The 22,926-nt window shown below is 53.5% G+C and carries 20 protein-coding genes; 6 read left to right on the top strand and 14 right to left on the bottom strand.

Features of this window, described 5'->3' with window-relative positions:
* Window positions 1–32: 32 nt before the first annotated feature.
* From rplK to rpmG, 4 genes are all read right to left on the bottom strand, one after another.
* On the bottom strand, window positions 33–458 hold the full coding sequence (gene rplK, locus HMPREF1508_RS09485) for a 50S ribosomal protein L11 (protein WP_006907230.1): 426 nt from the start codon (window positions 456–458) through the stop codon (window positions 33–35).
* Window positions 459–473: 15 nt separating this feature from the next.
* On the bottom strand, window positions 474–971 hold the full coding sequence (nusG, locus tag HMPREF1508_RS09480; RefSeq protein WP_006907229.1) for a transcription termination/antitermination protein NusG: 498 nt from the start codon (window positions 969–971) through the stop codon (window positions 474–476).
* A gap of 66 nt (window positions 972–1,037) precedes the next feature.
* The gene (gene secE / locus HMPREF1508_RS09475) at window positions 1,038–1,244 is read right to left on the bottom strand and encodes a preprotein translocase subunit SecE (RefSeq protein ID WP_006907228.1); all 207 of its coding nucleotides are present in this window, start codon (window positions 1,242–1,244) and stop codon (window positions 1,038–1,040) included.
* Window positions 1,245–1,262: 18 nt separating this feature from the next.
* Window positions 1,263–1,412 carry a 50S ribosomal protein L33 gene (gene rpmG, locus HMPREF1508_RS10055; protein ID WP_156784547.1) on the bottom strand — a complete coding sequence of 50 codons (150 nt, stop codon included), beginning with the start codon at window positions 1,410–1,412 and terminating at the stop codon, window positions 1,263–1,265.
* A gap of 245 nt (window positions 1,413–1,657) precedes the next feature.
* Between rpmG and murC the strand changes: the two genes are divergently transcribed.
* The 4 genes from murC to HMPREF1508_RS09450 all read left to right on the top strand — a co-directional run bounded on the left by murC (window position 1,658) and on the right by HMPREF1508_RS09450 (window position 6,574).
* Complete coding sequence (murC, locus tag HMPREF1508_RS09465; RefSeq protein ID WP_006907226.1) at window positions 1,658–3,034, top strand: UDP-N-acetylmuramate--L-alanine ligase; 1,377 nt, start codon at window positions 1,658–1,660, stop codon at window positions 3,032–3,034.
* A gap of 208 nt (window positions 3,035–3,242) precedes the next feature.
* Complete coding sequence (locus HMPREF1508_RS09460; RefSeq protein ID WP_044961455.1) at window positions 3,243–4,340, top strand: DnaD domain protein; 1,098 nt, start codon at window positions 3,243–3,245, stop codon at window positions 4,338–4,340.
* A 7-nt stretch (window positions 4,341–4,347) separates the two neighbouring features.
* Window positions 4,348–5,367: an ATP-binding protein gene (locus HMPREF1508_RS09455; protein WP_044961454.1), complete on the top strand. Its 1,020-nt coding sequence runs from the start codon at window positions 4,348–4,350 to the stop codon at window positions 5,365–5,367.
* Between the two features lie 22 nt (window positions 5,368–5,389).
* On the top strand, window positions 5,390–6,574 hold the full coding sequence (locus HMPREF1508_RS09450; protein WP_044961453.1) for a ribose-phosphate pyrophosphokinase: 1,185 nt from the start codon (window positions 5,390–5,392) through the stop codon (window positions 6,572–6,574).
* A gap of 145 nt (window positions 6,575–6,719) precedes the next feature.
* Here the strand turns inward: HMPREF1508_RS09450 and HMPREF1508_RS09445 are convergent, their stop codons facing one another.
* The 6 genes from HMPREF1508_RS09445 to HMPREF1508_RS09425 form a co-directional block, all read right to left on the bottom strand.
* Window positions 6,720–7,025, bottom strand: coding sequence for a hypothetical protein (locus HMPREF1508_RS09445; protein WP_044961452.1), 306 nt, complete (start codon window positions 7,023–7,025; stop codon window positions 6,720–6,722).
* 5 nt (window positions 7,026–7,030) lie between these two features.
* Window positions 7,031–8,296 carry a UDP-N-acetylglucosamine 4,6-dehydratase family protein gene (locus tag HMPREF1508_RS09440; protein WP_049906973.1) on the bottom strand — a complete coding sequence of 422 codons (1,266 nt, stop codon included), beginning with the start codon at window positions 8,294–8,296 and terminating at the stop codon, window positions 7,031–7,033.
* Between the two features lie 264 nt (window positions 8,297–8,560).
* The gene (locus HMPREF1508_RS10285) at window positions 8,561–8,722 is read right to left on the bottom strand and encodes a hypothetical protein (RefSeq protein WP_156923226.1); all 162 of its coding nucleotides are present in this window, start codon (window positions 8,720–8,722) and stop codon (window positions 8,561–8,563) included.
* A 168-nt stretch (window positions 8,723–8,890) separates the two neighbouring features.
* Window positions 8,891–11,470, bottom strand: a complete 2,580-nt coding sequence (locus HMPREF1508_RS09435) for a hypothetical protein (RefSeq protein ID WP_044961450.1) — start codon at window positions 11,468–11,470, stop codon at window positions 8,891–8,893.
* Window positions 11,467–12,414 carry a transketolase family protein gene (locus HMPREF1508_RS09430; RefSeq protein ID WP_044961448.1) on the bottom strand — a complete coding sequence of 316 codons (948 nt, stop codon included), beginning with the start codon at window positions 12,412–12,414 and terminating at the stop codon, window positions 11,467–11,469. Before HMPREF1508_RS09430 ends, HMPREF1508_RS09435 begins: the two co-directional genes overlap by 4 nt.
* The gene (locus HMPREF1508_RS09425) at window positions 12,402–13,241 is read right to left on the bottom strand and encodes a transketolase (protein WP_044961447.1); all 840 of its coding nucleotides are present in this window, start codon (window positions 13,239–13,241) and stop codon (window positions 12,402–12,404) included. Before HMPREF1508_RS09425 ends, HMPREF1508_RS09430 begins: the two co-directional genes overlap by 13 nt.
* Window positions 13,242–13,533: 292 nt before the next feature.
* Here HMPREF1508_RS09425 and HMPREF1508_RS09775 point away from each other — a divergent pair, with 292 nt between their 5' ends.
* Window positions 13,534–14,502, top strand: coding sequence for a zinc dependent phospholipase C family protein (locus HMPREF1508_RS09775; protein WP_049906972.1), 969 nt, complete (start codon window positions 13,534–13,536; stop codon window positions 14,500–14,502).
* A 125-nt stretch (window positions 14,503–14,627) separates the two neighbouring features.
* On the opposite strand, the gene HMPREF1508_RS09415 is transcribed toward HMPREF1508_RS09775, so the two are convergent.
* From HMPREF1508_RS09415 to nrdG, 4 genes are all read right to left on the bottom strand, one after another.
* Window positions 14,628–16,556 carry a fructose-bisphosphatase class III gene (locus HMPREF1508_RS09415; protein WP_044961445.1) on the bottom strand — a complete coding sequence of 643 codons (1,929 nt, stop codon included), beginning with the start codon at window positions 16,554–16,556 and terminating at the stop codon, window positions 14,628–14,630.
* Between the two features lie 159 nt (window positions 16,557–16,715).
* Window positions 16,716–17,462, bottom strand: a complete 747-nt coding sequence (gene pflA, locus HMPREF1508_RS09410; protein ID WP_006907212.1) for a pyruvate formate-lyase-activating protein — start codon at window positions 17,460–17,462, stop codon at window positions 16,716–16,718.
* A gap of 402 nt (window positions 17,463–17,864) precedes the next feature.
* Window positions 17,865–20,123, bottom strand: a complete 2,259-nt coding sequence (gene pflB, locus HMPREF1508_RS09405) for a formate C-acetyltransferase (RefSeq protein ID WP_044961443.1) — start codon at window positions 20,121–20,123, stop codon at window positions 17,865–17,867.
* 466 nt (window positions 20,124–20,589) lie between these two features.
* Window positions 20,590–21,159 (bottom strand): anaerobic ribonucleoside-triphosphate reductase activating protein, encoded by a 570-nt coding sequence (gene nrdG, locus HMPREF1508_RS09400; RefSeq protein ID WP_044961442.1) that lies wholly within the window; start codon window positions 21,157–21,159, stop codon window positions 20,590–20,592.
* A 363-nt stretch (window positions 21,160–21,522) separates the two neighbouring features.
* Between nrdG and HMPREF1508_RS09395 the strand changes: the two genes are divergently transcribed.
* Complete coding sequence (locus HMPREF1508_RS09395) at window positions 21,523–22,746, top strand: alanyl-tRNA editing protein (protein ID WP_044961441.1); 1,224 nt, start codon at window positions 21,523–21,525, stop codon at window positions 22,744–22,746.
* Window positions 22,747–22,926: the final 180 nt, after the last annotated feature.

Raw genomic sequence — 22,926 nt, 5'->3', positions numbered from 1 at the left:
TGACCCGCGACTTAGCCGCGAACCAAACGGGGTCAGTCAACAATCTCAATTCCCATACTGCGCGCGGTACCCGCGATCATAGACATTGCGGCCTCAATATCCGCAGCGTTCAGATCGGGCATCTTGGTCTCAGCGATCTCCTGAACCTGTGCCCTGGTGATCTTGGCGACCTTGTTCTTGTTGGGCTCGCCGGACGCCTTCGCGATTCCGCAGGCCTTCTTGATCATGACCGCAGCCGGAGGGGTCTTGGTGATAAATGAGAAGCTTCTGTCAGTGTAGACAGTGATAACAACGGGGACGATGGTATCACCCATGTTCGCTGTCTTCGCGTTGAACTGCTTGGTGAACTCTACAATGTTCACTCCGTGCTGACCAAGCGCGGGTCCTACGGGGGGGGCAGGGGTTGCCTTGCCCGCGGGGATCTGAAGCTTGATATATCCTTCAATTTTCTTTGCCATTTTGGAAATGCCTCCTTAATTCATTTTCTGAACGTCCGTGAAACTGATTTCAACCGGCGTCTCACGGCCAAAGAGCTCAACGTTAATGGTGAGACTCTGTTTATTGGGGTTCATCGCCTGAACGACACCGACCGTATCCTTCCAGGCGCCTCCGATCACGCTGACCGTATCGCCAACGCCGAAGTCGACCTCAATATTTTCGGTATGAATTCCCATCTTGCTCATTTCTCTCTCAGTCAGAGGGACAGGATCGGATCCGGGGCCGACAAAGCCGGTCGCGCCTCTGGTGTTGCGTACGACATACCAGGTATCGTCATTCATATACATGTTGATCAGAACATAGCCGGGAAAAATCTTCTTGGAGACAGTCTTGCGGACGCCGTTCTTCACTTCTACGACATCCTGCATGGGGACCATAACCTCGAGGATCTGATCTTGCAGATGACGATTGGCCACCGTCTTCTCAATATCAGCCTTCACCTTGTTCTCATACCCCGAATAGGTGTGTGCCACATACCAGTGTGGTTCCGTATCGTGCCGAGTTGCCAATTCTCTCCTCCTTGTACAGCCTTACAGCTATCACTTCAGATTGAAATTCACCAGAAAATTAAGCCCGAAGTGGACAACGAAATCGACAGCCACAATAATTGCGGCAGTGATAACGCTAGTCACAACGACCGCTACCGATTCTCTGGACACCTGGTTGATTGAGGGCCATGTAATCTTAGAGAATTCATGCTTGATTCCTGTCCAAAAACCGGTCTTGGACTTTGATTCATTTGCCATAGCGTCTCCTAGCTGAGATTATTTTGTCTCTTTGTGCAGAGTGTGTCTCTTGCAGAAGGGGCAATACTTCTTGGTCTCAACACGATCGGGATGCGTCTTCTTATCCTTGGTCGTGTTGTAGTTCCGTCTCTGGCATTCTGTGCATGCCAATGTTATTCTTGTGCGCACAACTTCTACCTCCAATTTCATTAAGAGTATGCTGTCGCGTCAATTCCTGTCCTTCGGGCGGAAAGTACCCGAAAATAGACATAAAAAAAAGACGCTCTTCCATCGCCAAAATAATATAGCATAGAGGGGAAAGCCGCGTCAATCTATTTCTGCCGGGGAGGCGGGGAAGCTCCCCATTCAAAATTGAAAAAAGAAAGGCTTCGTATATAATGAAGACAATCATATGACTAGAGAAGAGGTGCCCTATGTTTCAGATTGACTTTACGCAGCCGATACATGTCCATTTCATTGGCATCGGCGGTATCAGCATGAGCGGTTTGGCTGAGATCCTGCTGGACCGTCACTTCACGGTTTCCGGCTCCGACCGGTCTCCCTCCGCGATCACAGAACACCTGTCTTCCCTGGGCGCGAAGATTGCCTGTCCCCAGTCCGCCGCCAATGTCACGGACGACATCGACTGCTTCGTCTACACGGCCGCCATCTCCCCGGATAACCCCGAATGGATTGCCGCAAGCGCCAGCAAAAAGCCCATGCTGACCCGGGCCCAGCTCCTGGGACAGATCATGAGCCACTACCCGGAGTCCATCGCCATCGCGGGAACGCACGGCAAGACCACAAGCACATCCATGATGTCCATGCTCCTTTTAGAGTCCGATCAGAAGCCCACCATCTCTGTCGGCGGTATCTTAGACGCCATCCACTCCAATGTCCATGTGGGAAACTCTGACCGTTTCGTCGCCGAGGCCTGCGAATACACCAACTCCTTTTTGGAGTTTTACCCCAAGTACAGTGTCATCTTAAACATTGAGGCAGAACATCTGGACTTCTTTAAGGATTTGGACGATATCCGCCGCTCCTTTAAGCGCTTTGCCGAGAACACGGCCGACAAGGGTCTGCTCGTCATCAACGGTGAAATCAATGACTGGCAGTCTCTGGTCGCCGACGTCAAATCCGATGTACAGACCTATGGTTTCGACGACAGCTGCGACTGGTATCCCAGCCAGATCAGCTATGATCACTTCGGCTGTGCCAGCTTCATTCCCCATTTTCGCCAGCAGACCCTTCCTCTGATCCGGCTGCATGTGCCGGGCCGCCATAACATCGGCAATGCCCTCTCCGTCCTGGCGGTCGCTCACCGCATGGGCCTGAGCGAAGAAGAGATCCGGGAGGGCTTTGCCAAGTTTCACGGAGCAGACCGCCGCTTCCAATATAAGGGGAAATTCCATGGGGCTACCGTCATCGACGACTACGCCCACCACCCCACAGAGATCCGCGCCTCGTTAGCAGCCGCCAAGAACTATCCGCACAAGCGCATTGTCGTCGTATTCCAGCCCCACACCTATACCAGAACCAAGGCCTTCTTAGAGGACTTTGCCGACGCCCTTTCCGCCGCGGACCAGGTCATCCTGGCCGATATCTATGCGGCCAGAGAACAGGATATTTACGGCGTCAGCTCCCTGGATATCAAGAAACGGCTGGACGCCGCCGGCGTCGACTGTCTCTATTTTCCTTCTTTCGAGGAAATTGAGGACTATCTGAAGAAAAATTCTATCGACGGGGACCTGTTGATAACCATGGGGGCCGGAAATGTCGTGCAGATTGGAGAGGACTTGCTCCGCTAAGACTTATCCACCTCTTCCACACCTGTCTGTCTCTTTTTATTCACAGCCGGTGTGGATTTTTTTGCCCCTGTCCATAGGCTTTTTAGGCATTTATCCACATACGCACAATTGGAGCGGAGCCTCTTTCTTCCGGGCTCTGCGCCTTTTTCGCCGCCTGTCTCTATGGTATAATCGCAGGCGTGTTTCAAGGAAAAAAAGGGAAGTTATCATGTCAGATGTAAAGATCCATACCAGCGACGGCAGGCAGGTGACCTGCGTTCCAAACGCGTTTATTGACCGCTATATGAGGGATGCCAACGGGGAATATGTCAAGGTCTACCTCTATCTTCTCCGCTGTCTGGAGGACCGCCATATGGATCTGTCTCTGCCAAGCATTGCCGACCATCTGGATCTGACGGAAAAGGATGTGCGCCGGGCCCTCTCTTACTGGGAGTCCGTCCTGATCCTGCGCCTGGAGTACAACGCGAAGGATCAGCTGACCGGGATCTGTATGCTCAATCTTCCGGAGAAAGAGAATATCCTTCCCGATGCAGACAGAATGTCAGGCCCCGTCTCCCCTGTGATCGATCCTGGTACGGGAAAGTATCCTTCCATCAATGATCGGCCTGCCTACAGCCCCGAGCAGATCAATGCCTTTTCCGCGGATGAAAGTGTCCGCGAGCTCCTCTATGTCGCTCAGACTTACTTCGGCAGGCCCCTGACCCACAAGGAGATTGAGACCATTCTCTATTGGAAGGACAGCCTTCACTTCTCTTCCGAGCTGATCGAGTATCTGATTGAATACTGTATTGATAACAGTCATTCCTCCATCTACTATATGGATCGGATCGCTCTCTCCTGGGCTGAGAAGAAGATCCTCGATCCCCAGGAGGCCAAGAAACAGAACGAGATCCGCTCTTCTGTCTACCGGACCGTGATGAATGAGTTCGGCATCAAAAATCGCTCCATGGCCGCCAGTGAGCAGGAGCATCTGCAGCATTGGGTCTGTGACCTCAAATTCGACGAGGAAATTGTGGCGGAAGCCTGCCGCAGAACCATTTCCAATATTTCCAGGCCCAGCTTCGAATATGCCAACAGTATCTTAAACAGCTGGTACCGCCAGGGCGTATCCAGCCGCGCTGACATCATGCAGCTGGATGCAAGGTACATGGAGCAGAAAAAGACCTCCTCTGACAGCCAAAAGACCGGCGGACAGACGCAGGCCGGCGGCTGGCAGACAGCCGCCAGCAAGAAGAACCGCTTTCATAACTTCTCCCAGGGAGACTACGATATCGCAGCTTTAGAAGACGCCCTGATCAAGAACTGAGGATCCTATGCCACTGACCAACACACAGTATGACCAGCTGATGCGGGAATACCAGCAGAAACAGTTCCGCAATCGGCGCATCATCGATGCCAGACAAGCTGAGCTCTACAAGAAGCTTCCCCTCCTGCGTGATCTTGACGACCAGATCCGCTCTGTCAGCATGCAGGCGGCCCGCGCCAGAATCAAAAAAAACGGGGAGACGGACGGGGAGACAGATTCGGAGAACTCCCCCTCTAAATCGGCATTGCATGAGCAAATCAAAGACCTCTGCCGACAGAAAATACAGACGATGGAGGAGGCTGGCTATCCCTCCGATTACCTGGTCCCACCCTATGATTGCCCTGACTGTCAGGACACCGGCTATATCAATGGCCGGCGCTGCCACTGTTTTAAGCAGGCGGCGATTGATCTGATCTACACCCAGTCCAATCTGACCGACCGCTTTCAGAGTGAGAATTTCGACCTCTTCCGGCTCGACTATTACTCCAGAGAGCAAATTGACCCCAGAAGCGGCAAATCTTCCTACGAAATTGCCAAAGAGGCCCTTGCTTTCTGCCATTCTTATGTGGACAATTTCGACAGAGATGGTGGTAACCTAATGCTGATCGGTATGCCCGGCATAGGAAAGACCTTTCTGTCCAACTGCATCGCCAACGCGCTCATGCAAAAGGGGCACTCGGTAATCTACTTCACCGCCTTCCAATTGCTCAAGGCCTTTGAAGCTTCCACCTTCCGCCACGACGAGGAGGCCGGCAGGGAATCCGATAACATTTTCAGCTGTGACCTGCTGATCATCGACGATCTCGGCACGGAGATGAATAATTCCTTCACCAACTCCAAGTTCTTTGAGGTGGTCAACGAGCGCCTCCTGCGGAAGAAATCCACCGTGATTTCCTCCAACCTGGATATGGGTCAACTGCGGGATACCTATTCGGACCGCGTCTACTCCCGCCTGGCCAGCAATTATTCTTTCATCCGGCTCTACGGACAGGATATCCGTGTCCTTAAGAAAATAGAGCAATCGTAAACCCAACAATAAGGAGAGCAAAATGCCAAATGACAAGCTGTTACTGGAGAGCAACCCGGTCGCGCCCCTGGGAGTCATCCCCCTCAAGAGCTGCACTGATATCGGAGACCGGATCAACCGCTGGCTGACCACCTGGCGCCAGGAGAGGGATTCAGAGCGCGCCAACAGCAATGAAGAGCCCGTCTACACGGAGGGGAGCTACATTGTCAAAGCTCACACCCCCCGCTTCGGCTCCGGTGAGGCCAAGGGTACCATCGAGCAATCCGTGCGCGGCTTAGACCTCTATATCATGGTCGACGTCACCAACCACAATCTGACTTACGACATGTGCGGCGAGTGCAACCACATGTCTCCCGATGACCACTACTCCGACTTAAAGCGTATCATCGCCGCAGTTGAGGGCAAGGCTCATCGCATCACAGTCATTATGCCCTTCCTCTACGAGGGCAGGCAGCACCGCCGCTCCTCCAGAGAATCCTTAGACTGCGCGCTGGCCCTGCAGGAGCTGGTCTCCATGGGCGTCGACAATATCATCACCTTCGACGCGCACGATCCCAGGGTTCAGAACGCCATCCCCCTGCACGGCTTTGACACCGTGACCTGCGCATATCAGTTCATCAAGGGAATTTGCCATAACTGCGATGACCTCAAGCTGGACAATGATCATCTGATGATCATCTCCCCCGATGAGGGCGGCACCCAGCGCGCCGTCTACATCGCCTCTATCCTGGGCGTTGAGATGGGCATGTTCTACAAGCGCCGTGACTACTCCAGGATCGTCGACGGCCGCAACCCCATCGTAGCCCACGAATTCCTGGGCGCTCCCGTCGAGGGCAAGGATGTCTGGATCGTCGACGACATGATCGCTTCCGGCGAGTCCATGATCGATGTCGCCTCTGAGCTCAAGCGCCGCGGGGCGAACCGAATCTTCGTCATCGCCACCTTCGGCCTCTTCACCAAGGGTATGGCCAGATTCGACAAGGCCATCGCGGACGGGATCATCTACAAGGTCGTCACCACCAATCTGGTGTACCAGAGCGAAGAGCTCCTCTCCCGCGACTACTACATCAGCTGCGGAATGAGCAAGTACATCGCCTATATCATCGACACCTTGAATCACGACAATTCCATCGCCAGACTCCTGGATCCCTATGACCGAATCCAGAGACTGGTAAGCAAGTACAAGGAGGAGCACAAAGAGGCATAAGGATCTATCCGGCCGGATCAGAGAAACCTTCTAATCACAGGGTGCTATTTCCTGTGTATTCGTCTGTCTAACAATAAGAACCAGCTACTATATCACGCATACTTTCCTCCGGGAAAGGCGAAATATAGTAGTTGGTTCTCTGTTTTTAGACAATCATGCATGCCGCAGATCGTATGCTCATACAGATATTTCTGCCCTTTGTCCCTTCCGGGGAGGCCTGCTCTGTGCGATGAAAACTAGCAACCATCTTCGTTTCTTGCGCAAAATTCCTATAGGTATCCAGATCTCCAATAACTGTCGCATAATTTTCGGACAGAACAAGCGCCTGCCCCTGATCCTCATAGAGATTCCTGACCGAAGTCAGCACATTATCAGAATCAATTCTCTTTGGCTCCTTGCCAGTCATATATTTGATCTGATCCAAAGCGAAATTGGTATTGTCCTCATCCACTCATTTCAAAGTCCTTTTCCATCAGAGTCCAGATCCGGAGGGCTCCCCTCTCTCTTTTCATCTTTTCTTTCATTCATACTTAGAGGGCGAAAGGTTGGCACCGCCTGTCGAATCGCTTCTGTCATAGCCTCTGCATTTTGCATGGCAAGAATCTGCAAATGCTGGATTTGCGCCAGAAAAGCAGCCGGATCAAAATGGATCGGCGACGCGATATAAATCAAGTTATTTGGCGTCTTGCGTATCCCTTCTTCTGCCATCAGTTTCTCCTCATAAAGCTTCTCTCCCGGGCGAAGACCTGTATATTGAATCTTAATATCCACTCCCGGTTTATAACCTGCCAGACAAATCATTTTTCTGGCCAGATCGTCAATTCGAACCGGTTCTCCCATATCCAGAATAAATATCTCTCCTCCACGGGCGTAACTTCCTGCCTGCAGAACCAAACTAGCCGCCTCCGGAATCGTCATAAAAAAACGGGTCATGTCTGGATGCGTAACTGTGACGGGGCCGCCTCTTGCTATCTGGCGCTGAAAAATCGGTATCACAGACCCATTGCTTCCAAGCACATTCCCAAAACGCACAGCCACCAAGTCCGTCTTCGCGTCTCTCATGCGCTCCGCAAGCATCGCCTTGCATTCCGACTCCCCATCACAATCAGCAAGTTCCAGAATCTGTCCCTGCTCTCCCTCTTTCATCAGACGGTCAAACGCCTGTATCACCTGCTCACAGATCCGTTTTGAAGCCCCCATAACACTGGTGGGATTGACTGCCTTATCTGTGGAAATCAGCACGAACTTCTCCGCCCCGAATGCCGCCGCTGCCAGAGCCGTCTTATATGTCCCCCCCACATTATTTTTTATCGCCTCACAGGGACTGTCTTCCATAAGTGGCACATGCTTATGCGCAGCCGCATGAAAGACAATATCCGGACGAAATTTTTCGAACAGATCCAGCAACTTAAGAAGATCTCTCACCGATCCGATCTGAACGGTCAGATTCAGATCGGGATACCGCTCCATAAGTTCCCGCTGAAGACCATAACTACTGTTCTCGTAGATGTCAAAGATAATTAATTGCTTTGGTTGATTCTTCGCTATCTGCCGACAGAGTTCAGAGCCAATGGAACCTCCACCTCCGGTCACAAGAACGTTCTTATTGCAAATAAAATCACTGATTTTACTTAAGTCTATCCTCCTGGATTTGCGCCCCAGGAGTTCTTCTGTAGAAAAATCATCCAGATGATCAAATATGTCTCGATCGTACTGTTCCATGTCAATAACCCATTTTCAACTCTTACTCGCATCTATATATGATATGGGCATCAAAAAGTCATCGCTGCGCTGTAGCGCAAACGCTCCATAACAACTACATCTTTAACACTTTAATTATTATATTATAAAGAAAAGTTCTTTCTCAATCTGTCATTGACCCCCTCGGATGTCAAAAACACCGAGGGGGTCAATGATTCATAACGATGGAATACTCGCGAAGAGTGCATTTCATTGTGCCACTGTCTACAGCTCTATAATAAATGTTTACTTCCGCGTCAGCCTGTGCCCTCTATGCAGGCCGCGCGGAAAGAGGATCCGATAGCAGGCCAATCCGAAAGCCAGGAGACCGACAAGGTAGATCGCGCCCAGGCTGAACAAGAGGAAAATATCCAGAATCCGAATCATCAGAGCTGATAGGTCTAACATAAGAACCTCCCTTCTCCAAATACAATTCCTTCTTCAGCCCAAACATAACGCGATCCGCGGAAGATGGCAAGATGAAAGATTCACTAAATATTCAGCTGTTTTTTGTCTATTTTTCAGACCCGATCCCCGTCGTTTTCAGAGCGGTACAGCTTCACTTTCAGGCCCCAGCTAATTCGCTTTCACGTAGGACAGGAATACATTTCCCGCCTCCTCCAGCTGCCCGCTGATGCTGTCCATTCTGGCGGAAATCACATTTCCCGTCTGAGGCTGAAAATAGCGGATCGTATCAGCGGAATAACCCACAATCAAGATAGCCTCGCCGCCCGGCAAGAGGGCATAGACCGCGCTTCCCTTGGACACATAGTAGAGAACCTGTGACAGCTTTGCCCCGGTCAAATCCACTGCCAGAAATCCCTGCAGACTCTCGTCGAGAATCTGTGCCGGTCGCTTGCCCTGAGCAGTCAGGTCAGAGACCTTCGTCGGCTTCTTCTCCCTCATTAAGATGGCGGACAGAGCCTGGCTGGAAGCGTCTGCCCCCTTGTCGGTGTCATTGACCTTAAAACCGCTCAGCGCTCCGACATAAGCCCGCTTATCCCTGCGCCAGATAGTATGCGCCTTGCTGTCCACCACCAGTCCCATGTCCGCGTCGGCCCGATCGATGGCATCGATCAGGCTGTCGGTCGTCAGGTCTACCCGGCTCCCCTGATAGACAAAATATCGCAGGTCCTGGTCGCCGGGATCCAGCTGCAGACTCGCCTTCTTCGGCGCGGCTGCCAGATCAGTCCTCTGAAAACGCAGCGCCTGCGCCTTCTCCTGTCCGGTCGTCTCCCGGCCGGAATCAGTCATCTGCACTGTAGTCACCATTCCCAGACCCGGATCCTCCTGCGCCTGAATCTCACAGAAATCGGATTTCTCAGTGAGACTCTTCTGTATGCTGTCCGAATCAGCAGACACATAGTGGTCGCCCTGTCTTCTGACCCTGCGCAAGGTCAGCGTCGCCCCGCCGCGGCCAGCGCCCACCACAAAGAGCCCGTCCTTCTGGTAGGTCAGCAGTTCTTTGTCCTCCGAAATACTGTGGATCTTGACCTGATACATGGGACTGATCACATTGCCTGCCGCGTCCTTGGTCTGGTCCGACGGACGGATGACACCGTAAGCCAGATCCTCGCCCATAAAGGCCAGAACCTGTATCTTCTTCCCATCTGAGGCGGTCAGATCCCTCTTCTCTCCCGTCTCAAAATCCATAATGTGAATCTGGTCGGCCGGTTCGCTGGCCTCTGTGTAAGCCAGATAGCGCCCGGAGGCAGAAACCGCGTACTGTCCCTTTTTCAGCCCCCGCAGCAGCTCTGTCGTCTTCCCCCTGTTTAAGTCGATTCGAACTGCCGTCCCGTCAACTATCAGGTAAAAATCCCGTCTCCCGTTCATATAGAGCAGGTCTGAGAAAGAAGCCTTCAGGATCTGATAGGAATCCCCGCTTCTGACGAAGGCCTTCTCCAGGGCCTGTCCTGTCACAGAGTCATAGTGGTACAGGTTGATCCCCACCTGACCTTCATGAGGCCCGGCATTCATGTACCCGTACACCACAAAATCCATGCTTCCCGACTCATCCACGCCAAGCAGCTTATATGCGTGGTCCGCGCAGTTGCCGCGAGGATCTGTCAGATCGCTGTCATCCCGAAAGGAAAAGATCCGCTTGAGGCTTTTCTTCCCCTGATCATAAGTAAAGAGATCTCCGCCGGAGACGAAGCTGATCAGGCTTCCGGTCTCATTGGACAGACAATTCAGATTCCCATTGCCCACACCCAGGTTCAGTCTGGCTCCCGTCACAGAGATGCTTCCGTCCGTCTGGATGGGATCCATCCGCCTCTGATAATCCATCAGATACATGCGCCTTGTGCTGTAGCGAACCCGAAAGTACTCATGCACCGTAAAATAGCGGCTTGTCCCCTGGTCATCCTTCCTCAGGATGAAGCTGGACTCCAGCATACAGTAATTGGCATTGATATCCGTGAAGGAATAATCCGGTTCCCGGACCTGGCCGGCCTTCAGAGAGCCATAACCGATCTGGTCAATTCCGGAATCCAAATTCACATCTGTCAGGTCTGTCGAGTTCGCCTCCCGGCTCGGATCATTCAGATAGACGGACAGGTCCCTGTACTGGTCTGACAGGCTTTTTGCGTGAAAATCCCTGGCGAAGTCAAAGATCTCCTCTACGTGATCATCCCTGGTCTTTAATACCCTGGTATAATAGTAGATCTTCTCCTTGGATCCGGTCAGCTGGAGGGTTAAGGTCAGCAAATACTCCGTCTCATCCTCCAATTTGCCGGACAGGTCGATCTCGGCGGACGGATCCTGCCCGCCGCCTCCCAGGCCGCTCAGCTGACCGCTCGCCAGCTGATTCTGCCCATCAGCTGACCGCAGCTCATAATCCAGGCTCTGGACTGCCTTTCCCAGACTGTCAATCGTCAACTGCAGCCGGTCACCGTCAATCAGAGGCGTGACGGTTCCCCGCATGTAGCTGCCATCCATGGGAGTCGTATAGGCAAAGAGACGATTGATTTGCCGGTCCTTTAGTCCGACGCTGATCCCCGGCAGACTGGGCTTGTCCATGGAAAGTGCCCTGGGTCTCCGGTGAAAATTAAACAGAAGAGAGAAGAGAATCAGAGATGACAAAAAGACCAGCCCCAGGATGATCAGCTGCCTGCGCAGCTTGGGGCTGGGTCCTTTTTCGCGAAATCGCAGATTCATAGCTCTGATACCCAGGCCCTGATCTGCCGATAAATGCCTTCGGCATCCAGCTGATACTTATGGAGAAGCTCTGCCGCCGGGCCGGATTCGCCGAAGCGATCGCGAATACCGATGCGCAGCAGCTTCGCGGGATACGCTTCCGTCAAAGTCTCCGCAACCGCGGATCCCAGCCCACCGATGATCGAGTGTTCCTCAACTGTGACCACTCTGCCGCAGTCAGCGGCGGACCGGATCAAGAGGTCGCGGTCCAGGGGCTTGATCGTATGCATGTTAATGACACGGGCCGAAATGCCATCCTCCTCCAGCCGCGCGGCCGCCTGCAGGGCCTCCCCCAGTTCCAGACCGCAGGCAATCAGGGCGAGATCGGTCCCCTCGCGGACAATGTTCCCCTTGCCCAGCTCGAAATGATAGTCCGGCCTGTCATTGATGACAGGGACCGCCAGACGCCCGAAACGGAGGTAAAAGGGCCCCTCTGTCTCGTATGCGGCCCGCACTGCCTCTCTGGCCTCAATATCATCCGCGGGGACGACAATGGTCATCCCGGGAATCGTCCGCATGAGGGCAATATCCTCGTTGCACTGGTGAGTCGCTCCATCCTCCCCGACGGAGATACCGGCATGTGTCGCCCCGATCTTGACATTCAGATGAGGATAGCCAATGGAGTTGCGCACCTGCTCAAAGGCTCTGCCCGCGGCAAACATGGCGAAGGTGGACGCAAAGGGCACCTTGCCGGTAGTGGCCAGTCCCGCGGCAATCCCCATCATGTTGGACTCCGCGATCCCGCAGTCAATATGACGGTCCGGAAAGACCTTCTTGAACATCCCCGTCTTGGTGGCCGCTGCCAGATCCGCATCTAAGACGACCAAATTCTCGTGTTCTCTTCCAAGCGCGACAAGGGCATTGCCATAGCTGTCACGCGTCGCAATCTTCCTCATCTCTGACATAGTGCTTCCTCCGCCTGATTCAGTTCCTCCATCGCCAGCGCAAACTGCTCGTCATTGGGGGCCTTTCCATGCCACTCACAGGCATTCTCCATATAGGAGACTCCCTTTCCCTTGACTGTGTGCATGACGATACAGCTTGGCGCCCCCTTATGGGCGCGGGCCCCGGCAAACGCCTCCCTGAGCTGGTCGAAATCGCTGCCGTCCATCACCTCTATGACATTCCATCGAAAGGCCTCAAACTTCGCCGGAATGGGAACCGGCGAGTTGACCTGGTCCAGCGTCCCGTCGATCTGCAAATTGTTGTAGTCTACGATGGCGACTAGATTATCAAGCCTGCGGTTTCCCGCAAACATGGCGGCCTCCCAGACCTGTCCCTCTTCGATCTCGCCGTCCCCTAAGAGGGTGTAAACCCGGTAGTCCTCCCCGCTCATCCTGGCGGAGAGTGCCATGCCGACCGCGACAGAGATCCCCTGTCCCAGAGAACCGGAGGAGGCATCCACCCCTGGCGTCTCCTGCATGCAGGGATGCCCCTGCAGATAACTCCCCACATGGCGAAGGGTCTTTAAATCCTCCGGGGGAAAATATCCCCGCTCCGCCAGAGCCGCGTAAAGGGCCGGGGCATTGTGCCCCTTGGAAAGGACAAAACGATCCCGATCCGCCTTTTTGGGATCCCCCGGATCCAGCTTCATCTCCTCAAAATAGAGATAGGTCAGAAGGTCAGCAGAAGAAAGAGAGCCGCCCGGATGCCCGGACTTACCGGCATGAACGCCGGTAATAATACCCTTGCGGATTCGAACCGCATGTTTCTGCAATTCCAGATTTGTCATATCCATTCCTTTCAGAGAGCACACCGACGTCAACCATTATAGTAGAAAAGGGAGCACTTTTCTATTGGTTGAAAACTCCCATCGCAATCCCCTTATCGTAAACTCCCATCACAGCCCCCGCTATGGAATTTTCTCTGGAAATTTGCTCTTTTCTGTTGGCAGAAATCGCTCTCCCCTTTTCCCCTTATCCACCCTTCTCTATATCAACTTCGCCTTCTATCCTTCTCTATTGGGAATAAAAAAACTATACTGTAATCAACGGCTGATTCGGATACAGACAAGGAGGTTTCCCATGCCCGGAATGAAAACGCACAACATCTTTGGCCTCAGGGCCGCCAGCTTCATGCCCGCTGACCTCAAGAGCCGAATCGCGCGCCATCCGGTCGCCTACGCCATCGGCCAGCAGGGACCGGATCTCTTCTTCTACTCCCTCTCCCCCTACCTGGCCTACTCCGAAAACCCGGGGGTGGTCATGCACTCCAGCCGGGTTATGGATTTCTTCGACGCCCTCTTGAGCGCCCGGGAAGAGATCCTGAATTCCGATGAGGGCCGCTCTATCGCCGACGCCTATATCTGCGGTTTCATAGGTCACTACACCCTGGATTCGACCTGCCATCCCTATATCTACTGCCGGACCCGAAAAAGAAGACATGCCGACCGCCCCGTCTATGACTTCGGCCTGCACGTCTTCCTGGAAACGGATATTGACAGCGACTGCGGACGCTACTACCTCAACCAGGAGCCGCTCATGGACCACACGGAGCGCTATTTTAAAGCCTCTGCCTCCGAGCGAAAGGTTCTGACCCTTCTTCTTTCCCGGGCAATCGGACGAACTTACCCGGAACTGGGTCTCAAGTCATGGACCATTTATGAATCGCTGCTCAGTCTTCCCATGACCGCCAGGCTCCTGCGGGATCCCTCCGACGCCAAGAGAAAGCTCCTGCGCCGGGCGGAAGAGCTGAGCATGGGACACGCCGTCGTCTCCGGTATGCTGGTCAGCAATCACATCCGCAAATATCCCGATCCCTGCAACCTCTCCCATCAGACCTGGTACAACCCCTGGGATCCCGGGCATAGACCCCGCAGAGAGAGCATCATGGACCTGATCGACGACTCCACCGCTGCTCTGATTCGACGGGTCGAGCTCTACTTTGAGGCAGTAGATCAGGCGGACGCAAATCAGGGGCAGGCGGACTTCATCCCTCTTCTGGAGGATCTGGGCGACCGCTCCTATCTGACGGGGTATACCCTGGAGGATTAAGGCAGACCGACACACCGCCCCGTGATCATCCTCTCACCTGTCTCAGACAGCTGTTCCCCCTCGGCACCCGGTTCATCTGCGCGTGTTTTTCGGGTAATCCTCTTCTTTTCTGTTTCAAGCAGCTCTTACAGTGACCGCTCCGCGATCTCCCCGCTCCGGTACATCTCCAGAAGAGAGGTCAGATCCTCAATATCCAGGGCGATCCCCCGGCCGATATCCGTATCCCGCACCATCACGCGCTGCTGCTCCTTCTCAATCACCTCAGAGCTGGACTCGATATCGTCATTATTGGCAAGGGCATCCTCAATCCCCATAAAGGGCCTGTGCTCCTTGAGACGGATTCCGTGCGAATTATAGATCATGGTGTAGCCCGCGATCCCGGTTGTCTTGTGCATGCCGGCGCAGAAGCCCCCGTCTATCACGTAGAGCTTGCCTCCGCCCCGCACCGGCTTCTCGCCCCGGATCGTCTTGACCGGGGTATGGCCGTTGATGATGTGCCCCATGGGCGAATAGACCCCGAACTCACGCATGATCATATTGCAATAGCGCTGGTCCAGGCTGAAATTGTAGTAGGGATCCGTGGGCTCCTCCCAGGTCGACCGATCGTCGATGAACTCCCTCTGAAAGGTCGCCAGCCTGCGACCGCAGAGGGGGGACTTGGGTCCTGCCCAGAGGAAATACATGAAGTCCAGATCCCTCTCGTGATCCTGCTGGCTGAAATCCTTGCCGCTCTTGGGATCCCTGGTCCGATAGTAGGCTCTTCGGGCGATGCGGTCGGCATAATCCATGTAGCTCCTGCCCCGATAGACATTTCCCTCCAGGCAGATTCCGTCCAGATTCCCCTCGGAATCCATGGGAATGCAGCCGTGGTAGAGAACATTATCATTGAAGACGCGGTAGATGCTCCCCTTCTCATAGAGGAACTCCACATGGGCCTGCAGACGCTTGGAACCGGAGAAATCATCCACCAGGCCGTCCAGGATTATCTTCTCTTCCTCTGATAATTTCGTCGGATCATCCGGGTCAACCGTCGGGAAATCCCTACAGTTCAGGGGATAGGTCTTCCCCTCGATCTCCACACTGTAATTGCGAAAATCACAGCGGGAAAACAGGCGCATCTGATCCATGCCAAATCCCGGATTCTCCCGGATCACACGGTCTTCCAGCTTATAGGCGATCACGCTGATCGCCCGCAGGGCCGCCTTGATCGGATCTGTCTCCTGGTACTGCTCCAGGGCGAAGAGAACCAGCTTGCGCAGATTAATCCCGTAGCGGCTCTCCAGAATCTCCATATTGCCATGTCGCAGATTGTTGCGCAGGACATTGGCGACGCAGACCCCGGATCCGCAGGCAGCTCCCATCCAGAGGATATCGTGATTCCCCCACTCGACATCCAGGGAGTGATATCCCATGAGCAAGTCCATGATCTTATCCGCGGAGGGTCCCCTGTCAAAGATGTCTCCCACAATGTGCAGGTGATCGACGGCCAGGCGCTTGATCAGGGAGGACAGGGCGATGACAAACTCCTCCGCGTTTTTCAAGGCGATAATGGTGTGCAGAATCTCCCTGTGGTAGGCCACCTGATTGTTGTCCTCATCCGCCTGCATATGGAGAAGCTCGTCAATGATGTAGGCGAAGTCCGGCGACATGGCCTTGCGGACCTTTGACCTGGTGTACTTGCCGGACAGGAAACGGGCGATGGAAATCAGACGATTTAGGGTCATCAGATACCACTCGTCTGTGATCTTCCCCTGGCGCTTGAGCAGGGCCATCTTGCGGCGGGGGTAGTAGACCAGGGTTGCCAGGTCCCGTCGCTCCGCCTCTGTCATCTCATCCTCGAAAATCATCTGGATCTTCTCCCGGATCACGCCTGAGCAGTTGTTGACGATGTGGTAGAAGGCCTCATACTCGCCGTGGAGATCAGACATGAAATGCTCTGTCCCCTTGGGCAGGTTCAAAATGGCGTTGAGGTTGATGATTTCGCGGCAGACCGCCTGCTGACTCGGATACTTCTCAGCCAGCAGTTTAAGGTACTTCCTGTAATCTGTATTCATAGGGCTATTCTAGCAAATCCTTTCCCTTTCGAGGAGATTCTTTCCCATAAAAATTTTCCCGGCGTTCCTATAAAAATTCCAAAAAATCCCCCCGGAGGCCGTCTGATTGCGACTTGGCTGCCGAGGGGATGTTCTCCCTGCATTTATATAGAATTCCGCTCACCGGATCGGCTCTCCCCGCAGGATCTTCTGCGCCCGCTCGGTCCGTTCCGCGCTGGGCGGTTCGACATCGGCCAGAGTGTTCTTCATCCCAAGCTCCTCCCACTTGTAGAGACCCAGCGTGTGATAGGGAAGAACCTCTATCTTCTGCACGTTGGATAAGGAGGCGATGAATTCTCTGGTCTGATAGAGATACTGATCCACATCGGTAATTCCCGGAACTAAAACCTGGCGGATCCAGATGGGCTTGTGGATGGAGTCCAGATAGCGGATGCCGTCCAGGATATTGGCGTTATCCCTGCCGGTCAGCCATCTGTGCTTCTCCGGATCGATGTGCTTGATATCCACTAAAAGCAGGTCCGTGTAAGTCATCAGCTCCTGAAACTTTGAGAAGTAGGGCTCCTCCCTGCTGAAGGGATTCAACGAGGTGTCTATGCAGGTGTTGATCTTCCGCTCTTTGGCCTGGCGAAAGAGCTCCAGCAGAAAATCGATCTGCAAAAGAGGATCCCCGCCGGAGACGGTGATCCCGCCTTCCTTGCCCCAATAGCTGCGATAGCGCTCCGCCTGATCTAAGAGCGCGGATGCCTCCTGCTCGTTGTAATTCTTCACATCGTCGATATCCCAGGTATCCACATTATGGCAGTAACGACAGCGCATATTGCAGCCCTGCAGAAAAATAATGTAGCGGATCCCGGGTCCGTCCACGGATCCGAAGGACTCGACTGAGTGTACTCTTCCGATTGCCATGGTTCACCTCTTTTCCCACTCACCCCGGTCTGTCTTGCTCTTTGATATTTCCGGGCTCTTCTTTTGACCCCTTCGAGCGCTGTTCCTGGCATTCTCAGGCACTTCTTTTGTCCTTTTCGAGCGCTGTCTTTGATATTTTCGAGTACAAAGATACCTTCTTTCCTGTCCTGCGCCCGGGTCATTCCTAAGACTTCTCTGATAAGTCTTCTTCAGTAAGAAAAACAGAGACTGCGAGGAGCAGAGGGGCAATGCCGCGTCGCGCATCGGCAAAAAGGTATGCGTCTGCGGTATACGGCAAGGTCTCTCCCTGTCTCACAGTCCCTGTCTGTCACAGCCAATAGGGTTCTCTGGCATTGCAGCTTTTACATTAGCATTGCAATCCTTGCATTGGCATTGCAGCTTTTACATTCTCTTGTGGCAGGTCCTTGCGATAACATCCAGCTGCTGCTCGCGGGTCAGATCGATGAACTTAACCGCATAGCCGGATACGCGGATGGTGAAGTTAGCGTACTCCTCCTTCTCCGGATGCTCCATGGCGTCGATCAGCTTCTCGGTACCGAAGACATTGACATTGAGATGATGAGCGCCCCTGTCAAAGTAGCCGTCCATGACGCGAACCAGATTGCCCTTGCGCTCGCCAAGATCGTGGCCGATCGCGTCGGGGCTGATCGTCTGTGTATTGGAAATACCGTCCAAAGCGTACTCATAGGGCAGCTTGGCGACAGAGTTCAAGGATGCCAGAAGACCGCTCTGCTCAGCTCCATAGGAGGGGTTTGCTCCGGGAGCGAAGGGCTTGAATGCCTCTCTGCCATCAGGCAGGGCTCCGGTTGCCTTCCCGTATACCACATTGGATGTGATGGTCAGGATTGAGGTCGTGGGCTCTGAGTCGCGATAGGTGTGATGCTTCTCAATCTTCTTCATGAAGGTCTTGAGGAGCCATACCGCAATGTCATCGGCCCGGTCGTCATCGTTGCCGTACTTGGGGAAGTCTCCCTCAACCTCGTAGTCTGTTACCAGTCCGGATTCATCCCTGATGGTCTTGACCTTGGCGTACTTAATGGCGGACAGAGAGTCGACTACATGTGAGAAACCCGCGATACCGGTCGCGAAGGTCCGGCGAACATTGGTGTCGATCAGGGCCATCTCAGCTGACTCGTAGTAGTACTTGTCATGCATATACTGGATCAGATTCAGAATATTGACATAGAGACCGGACAGCCAGTCCATCATCAGGTCAAACTTGTGCATCACCTCATCATAATCCAGATACTCGGAGCGAATGGGAGCGAGCTCAGGTCCGCACTGTACCTTGAACTTCTCATCCATACCGCCGTTGATCGCGTAGAGCAGGCACTTGGCCAGGTTGGCGCGGGCTCCGAAGAACTGCATCTCCTTACCGGTCTGCGTTGCCGATACGCAGCAGCAGATGGAGTAATCGTCTCCCCATACCGGCTTCATGACATCATCATTCTCGTACTGAACGGAAGACGTATTGATTGAAACCTTTGCCGCGTATTCCTTGAAGTTCTCAGGCAGCTTGGAGCTGTAGAGAACCGTCAGGTTGGGCTCGGGTGAGGGGCCCATGTTCTCCAGGGTGTGGAGGAAACGGTAGTCGTTCTTGGTGACCATGCTGCGTCCGTCCATGCCGATGCCGGCAACCTCCAGCGTCGCCCATACCGGGTCCCCTGAGAAGAGCTCATTGTAGGAGGGAATACGGGCGAACTTAACCATACGGAACTTCATGACGATGTGGTCAATCAGCTCCTGCGCCTCTGACTCGGTCAGCTTGCCGGCTGCAAGATCGCGGTCGATATAGATATCCAGGAAGGTGGAGATCCTTCCGACGGACATGGCGGCTCCATTCTGGGTCTTGATGGCTGCCAGGTAACCGAAGTAGAGCCACTGTACGGCCTCTCTGGCGTCCCTGGCAGGGCCGGAGATATCGTAGCCATAGGCCTTGGCCATCTCCTTCATGCCCTTTAAGGCCCGGATCTGCTCCGCAATTTCCTCGCGAAGACGGATGACATCATCCGTCATCGTCCCGTCTCCACAGTTGTTGAAGTCCTCGGTCTTCTTCTCGATCAGGAAATCAATTCCGTAGAGGGCAACTCTTCTGTAATCACCGACGATACGGCCACGGCCATAGGTATCGGGAAGTCCGGTCACAATATGGGTGTGACGGGCTGTCTTCATCTCGGGGGTGTAGGCGTCAAATACTGCCTGATTATGGGTCTTGTGATACTCGTTGAAGATCTTGTGATACTTCTCGTTGATCTGGTATCCGTAATTGGCAGCTGCCTGCTCGGCCATCTTGATTCCGCCATAAGGCATGAACGCCCTCTTCAGGGGCTTGTCTGTCTGCAGGCCGACAACCTTTTCGAGATCCTTCAGAGACTCGTCGATGTAGCCGGGGCCATAAGCGGTCAGGCTGGAGACAACCTCTGTCTCGCACTCAAGCACGCCGTTTTTAGCCCTCTCTTCCTTCTGCAGCTCCTGCAGTCTGCCCCAGAGCTTATTTGTAGCCTCGGTTGGAGCCGCCAGGAAAGACTCGTCTCCCTCATAGGGGGTATAGTTGTTCTGAATAAATTCACGGACATTGACGTCATCCGTCCACTTGATGCCCTTGAATCCGCTCCACGCTTCCTTAAATGCCTCTCTCATTTTATGTACCTCCTCGCACATAAGATTCCGAAGATCATTCTTCTTTACGCCCTCATCATATGGACCTGGTCCCTTGAGTGCAATAGATTGAGCGCAAGTTCTACCTTAAGTACAAAAAGGAGGTGTTTTTGATTGGATGATTGGAGGATTTTACCATATGTTGTTGTTAATTTTAACTCATCATCTATATATTGTTGTTAGTTGCACCTTATTGTATACAATTTGTATCAATTCAAGAACATGACGATTTTTGTTTGTCGAACGCTTGACCTATCTTTCTTTCGTGTTATAGTTATTTTTATGCATCCTGTTATTTTTTTATCAGATTTCGTTTTTCCCCCGGATTTCTTACCCTGGACTCCTTGCCTTTAATTCCCTAACGCTTGCAGGCTAAGCTTTTCATCTCCTTGTCCTTCTTTTCCCGTCATTCCTGCCGTCTTTTATTTTCACATCTCCGACTTTTGTTTTATTTTTCCTGGAATTTTCTGTCCTTCACCGGCCACCAGATGGCCTCGAAGGTCTCCGCTGCCATTTTCCCTTCCTCCCGCATTCTGGCCAGATGCAGCACTCTCTGATTGCGGCTGCCCCGAAACTGCAGGCTGATATCCTTCAGTTCCATGACAAATCGGCCGTCCACCAGGACGTCGATATAGGAGAGCATCTCCTCCGTAAAAGGAGTATGCCGGCATCCCTCCCTGGGGAGCAGGTCACGGTCTATGCTATAACCGGTGTAGCACCAGACATCCTTGTCAGGATAGGTCTCCTTGATCCTCCGCAGAAGCCTCGTGACCTCGCCCTGGTTCTCCGGCTCGAACGGCTCTCCCCCCAGACAGGTAAATCCCTGGATATAGTCATGATCCATGGCGTCTATAATAAAAGCTTCCTCTTTCTCCGTGTAGGGCTTGCCGTAACAGAAGTCCCAGGTGTCCGGCTGAAAGCAACCGGGACAGCGATTGCGACAACCGGAGACAAAGAGACTGACCCGCACGCCCGGGCCGTCGGCGATGTCCCAATCCTTGATATTTCCGTAGTACATATGAACTCCTTTTCAGATCCTGTGAGGAATGGAAGGATCCTTCTTCCGCTCTCATCATACATAATAAGGGCAAAGGACTGACCCTGGCAAAAGATCCGGGAATCTTCTAAAATATACATGTTTAATATACCTGTTCCCCCGGAATATTTCCGTTCCGCCCGAAACATCCTGCTCCCTCCGAAAGATTTCTCTTCCGCCCGGAATATCCTGCTCCCTCCGAAAGATTCCTCTTTCGTCCGGAATATCCTTGTTCCCTCCGGCGATCCGTCATGAATCTATTCCATCTCGCCGTTCTCAGGCGCAGCCGTTTTCATATATCAGTGTCGTCTCAAGCACTCAGTATATCAGTATAAAGGAAAAGAAATGAATCTCTCCAGCCCTGCGACTCAAAAACTATACGACCAAAATCCTTACGGGAAAACATTCGAAGCCCAGGTCCTCTCCTGCTGCGGAGGGGAGAAATCTCACAAGGGGCAGTTCGACATCATCCTCAACCAAACTCTCTTCTTTCCTGAAGAGGGCGGGCAGACCCCGGATCTGGGTCTGCTGATCCCCCTTCCGTCTTCGCCCGATCTACCGGCAGACGCGTCTTCCCAGGTGCGTGTTCTCGATGTAAAGATCAAAGCCGGCGTCATCCACCATTTCTGTGACGGGCCTCTGGCCCCCGGGCCCCCTGTCCGGGGAAGCATTGATTGGGAGCGCCGTTACGACAATATGCAGAACCACAGCGGAGAGCATATCTTCTCCGGTCTGGTTCACTCCGCCTTCGGTTATGAAAATGTGGGATTTCACTTGAGTGAACGGACCTGCAGTATGGACTACAGCGGTCCTTTGACCCGTGAGGAGATCGACCGCCTTGAGACGGCGGCCAACCGGATCATCTTCGACAACCGGGTCATTGACGCTTCTTACCCCTCCGCAGAGGAGTTAGCGCAATTAGACTACCGGAGCAAAAAGGCTCTGAGCGGACCTGTCCGCATTGTCACAATCCCCGATTGTGACGTGTGCGCCTGCTGCGCTCCCCATGTCAGAAGAACCGGCGAGGTCGGTCTTCTCAAGGTGTTGCAAATACAGAGCTACAAGGGAGGAACCAGGCTTATAATCGCCTGCGGCATGCGGGCTCTGGCAGACTTTCGCCGCAAACAGTCTGTTCTGGAAGAGGTCTCTCATCTGCTCTCCTCCCCCCAGGAGGAGGCCGCCATGGCCCTTTCCAAAAGGCTCGCAGACCTCTTGGCTCTCAAAGACGCCCTGCATGAGGCCTCTGCCCGCCTTCTTGCGTCTGACCTGGCGGGCCTTGATCCCTCCGCCGCCAATGTCTGCCTCTTTGAGAACGGGATCGACCCCATTCGCCTGCGCCAGGCCGTCAACCAGATGTCTGCCGTACACAGCGGCTACTGCGCCGCCTTCAATGGGAGCGATTCGGACGGCTACTCCTACATTCTGTCCATCGCCGACGGCGACGCCAGAATTCTCAATGAGCAGCTGAAGGAGCGATTCTCTGCCCGGGGAGGCGGATCCGCCGCCATGTGTCAGGGAAGTCTTCGGGCCAGTCGCCGGGATCTGGAGGATTTCTTCTCAGCGCTGTGATTGTTCTCCGCCACAGGCAGGCGCGGCCTCTGTTCTCCCTTTTCCTCTTCTCTCATCTCCTGCAGAATGCTGATTTCATCCAACTGATCCGATCCGCAAGTTCATTGGCAAAGCCTGACATCGAACAACCCGCAGAACACTGATTTCATCCTGCGGTCTAGCTTTCGCATATGCAGCTTC

Origin of the sequence: Shuttleworthella sp. MSX8B, from assembly GCF_000524295.1 — a bacterium.
GTDB lineage: Bacteria > Bacillota > Clostridia > Lachnospirales > Lachnospiraceae > Shuttleworthia > Shuttleworthia satelles.
The sequence above is the reverse complement of the archived record's forward strand: the minus strand, read 5'-3'. Positions and strand labels throughout refer to the sequence as shown.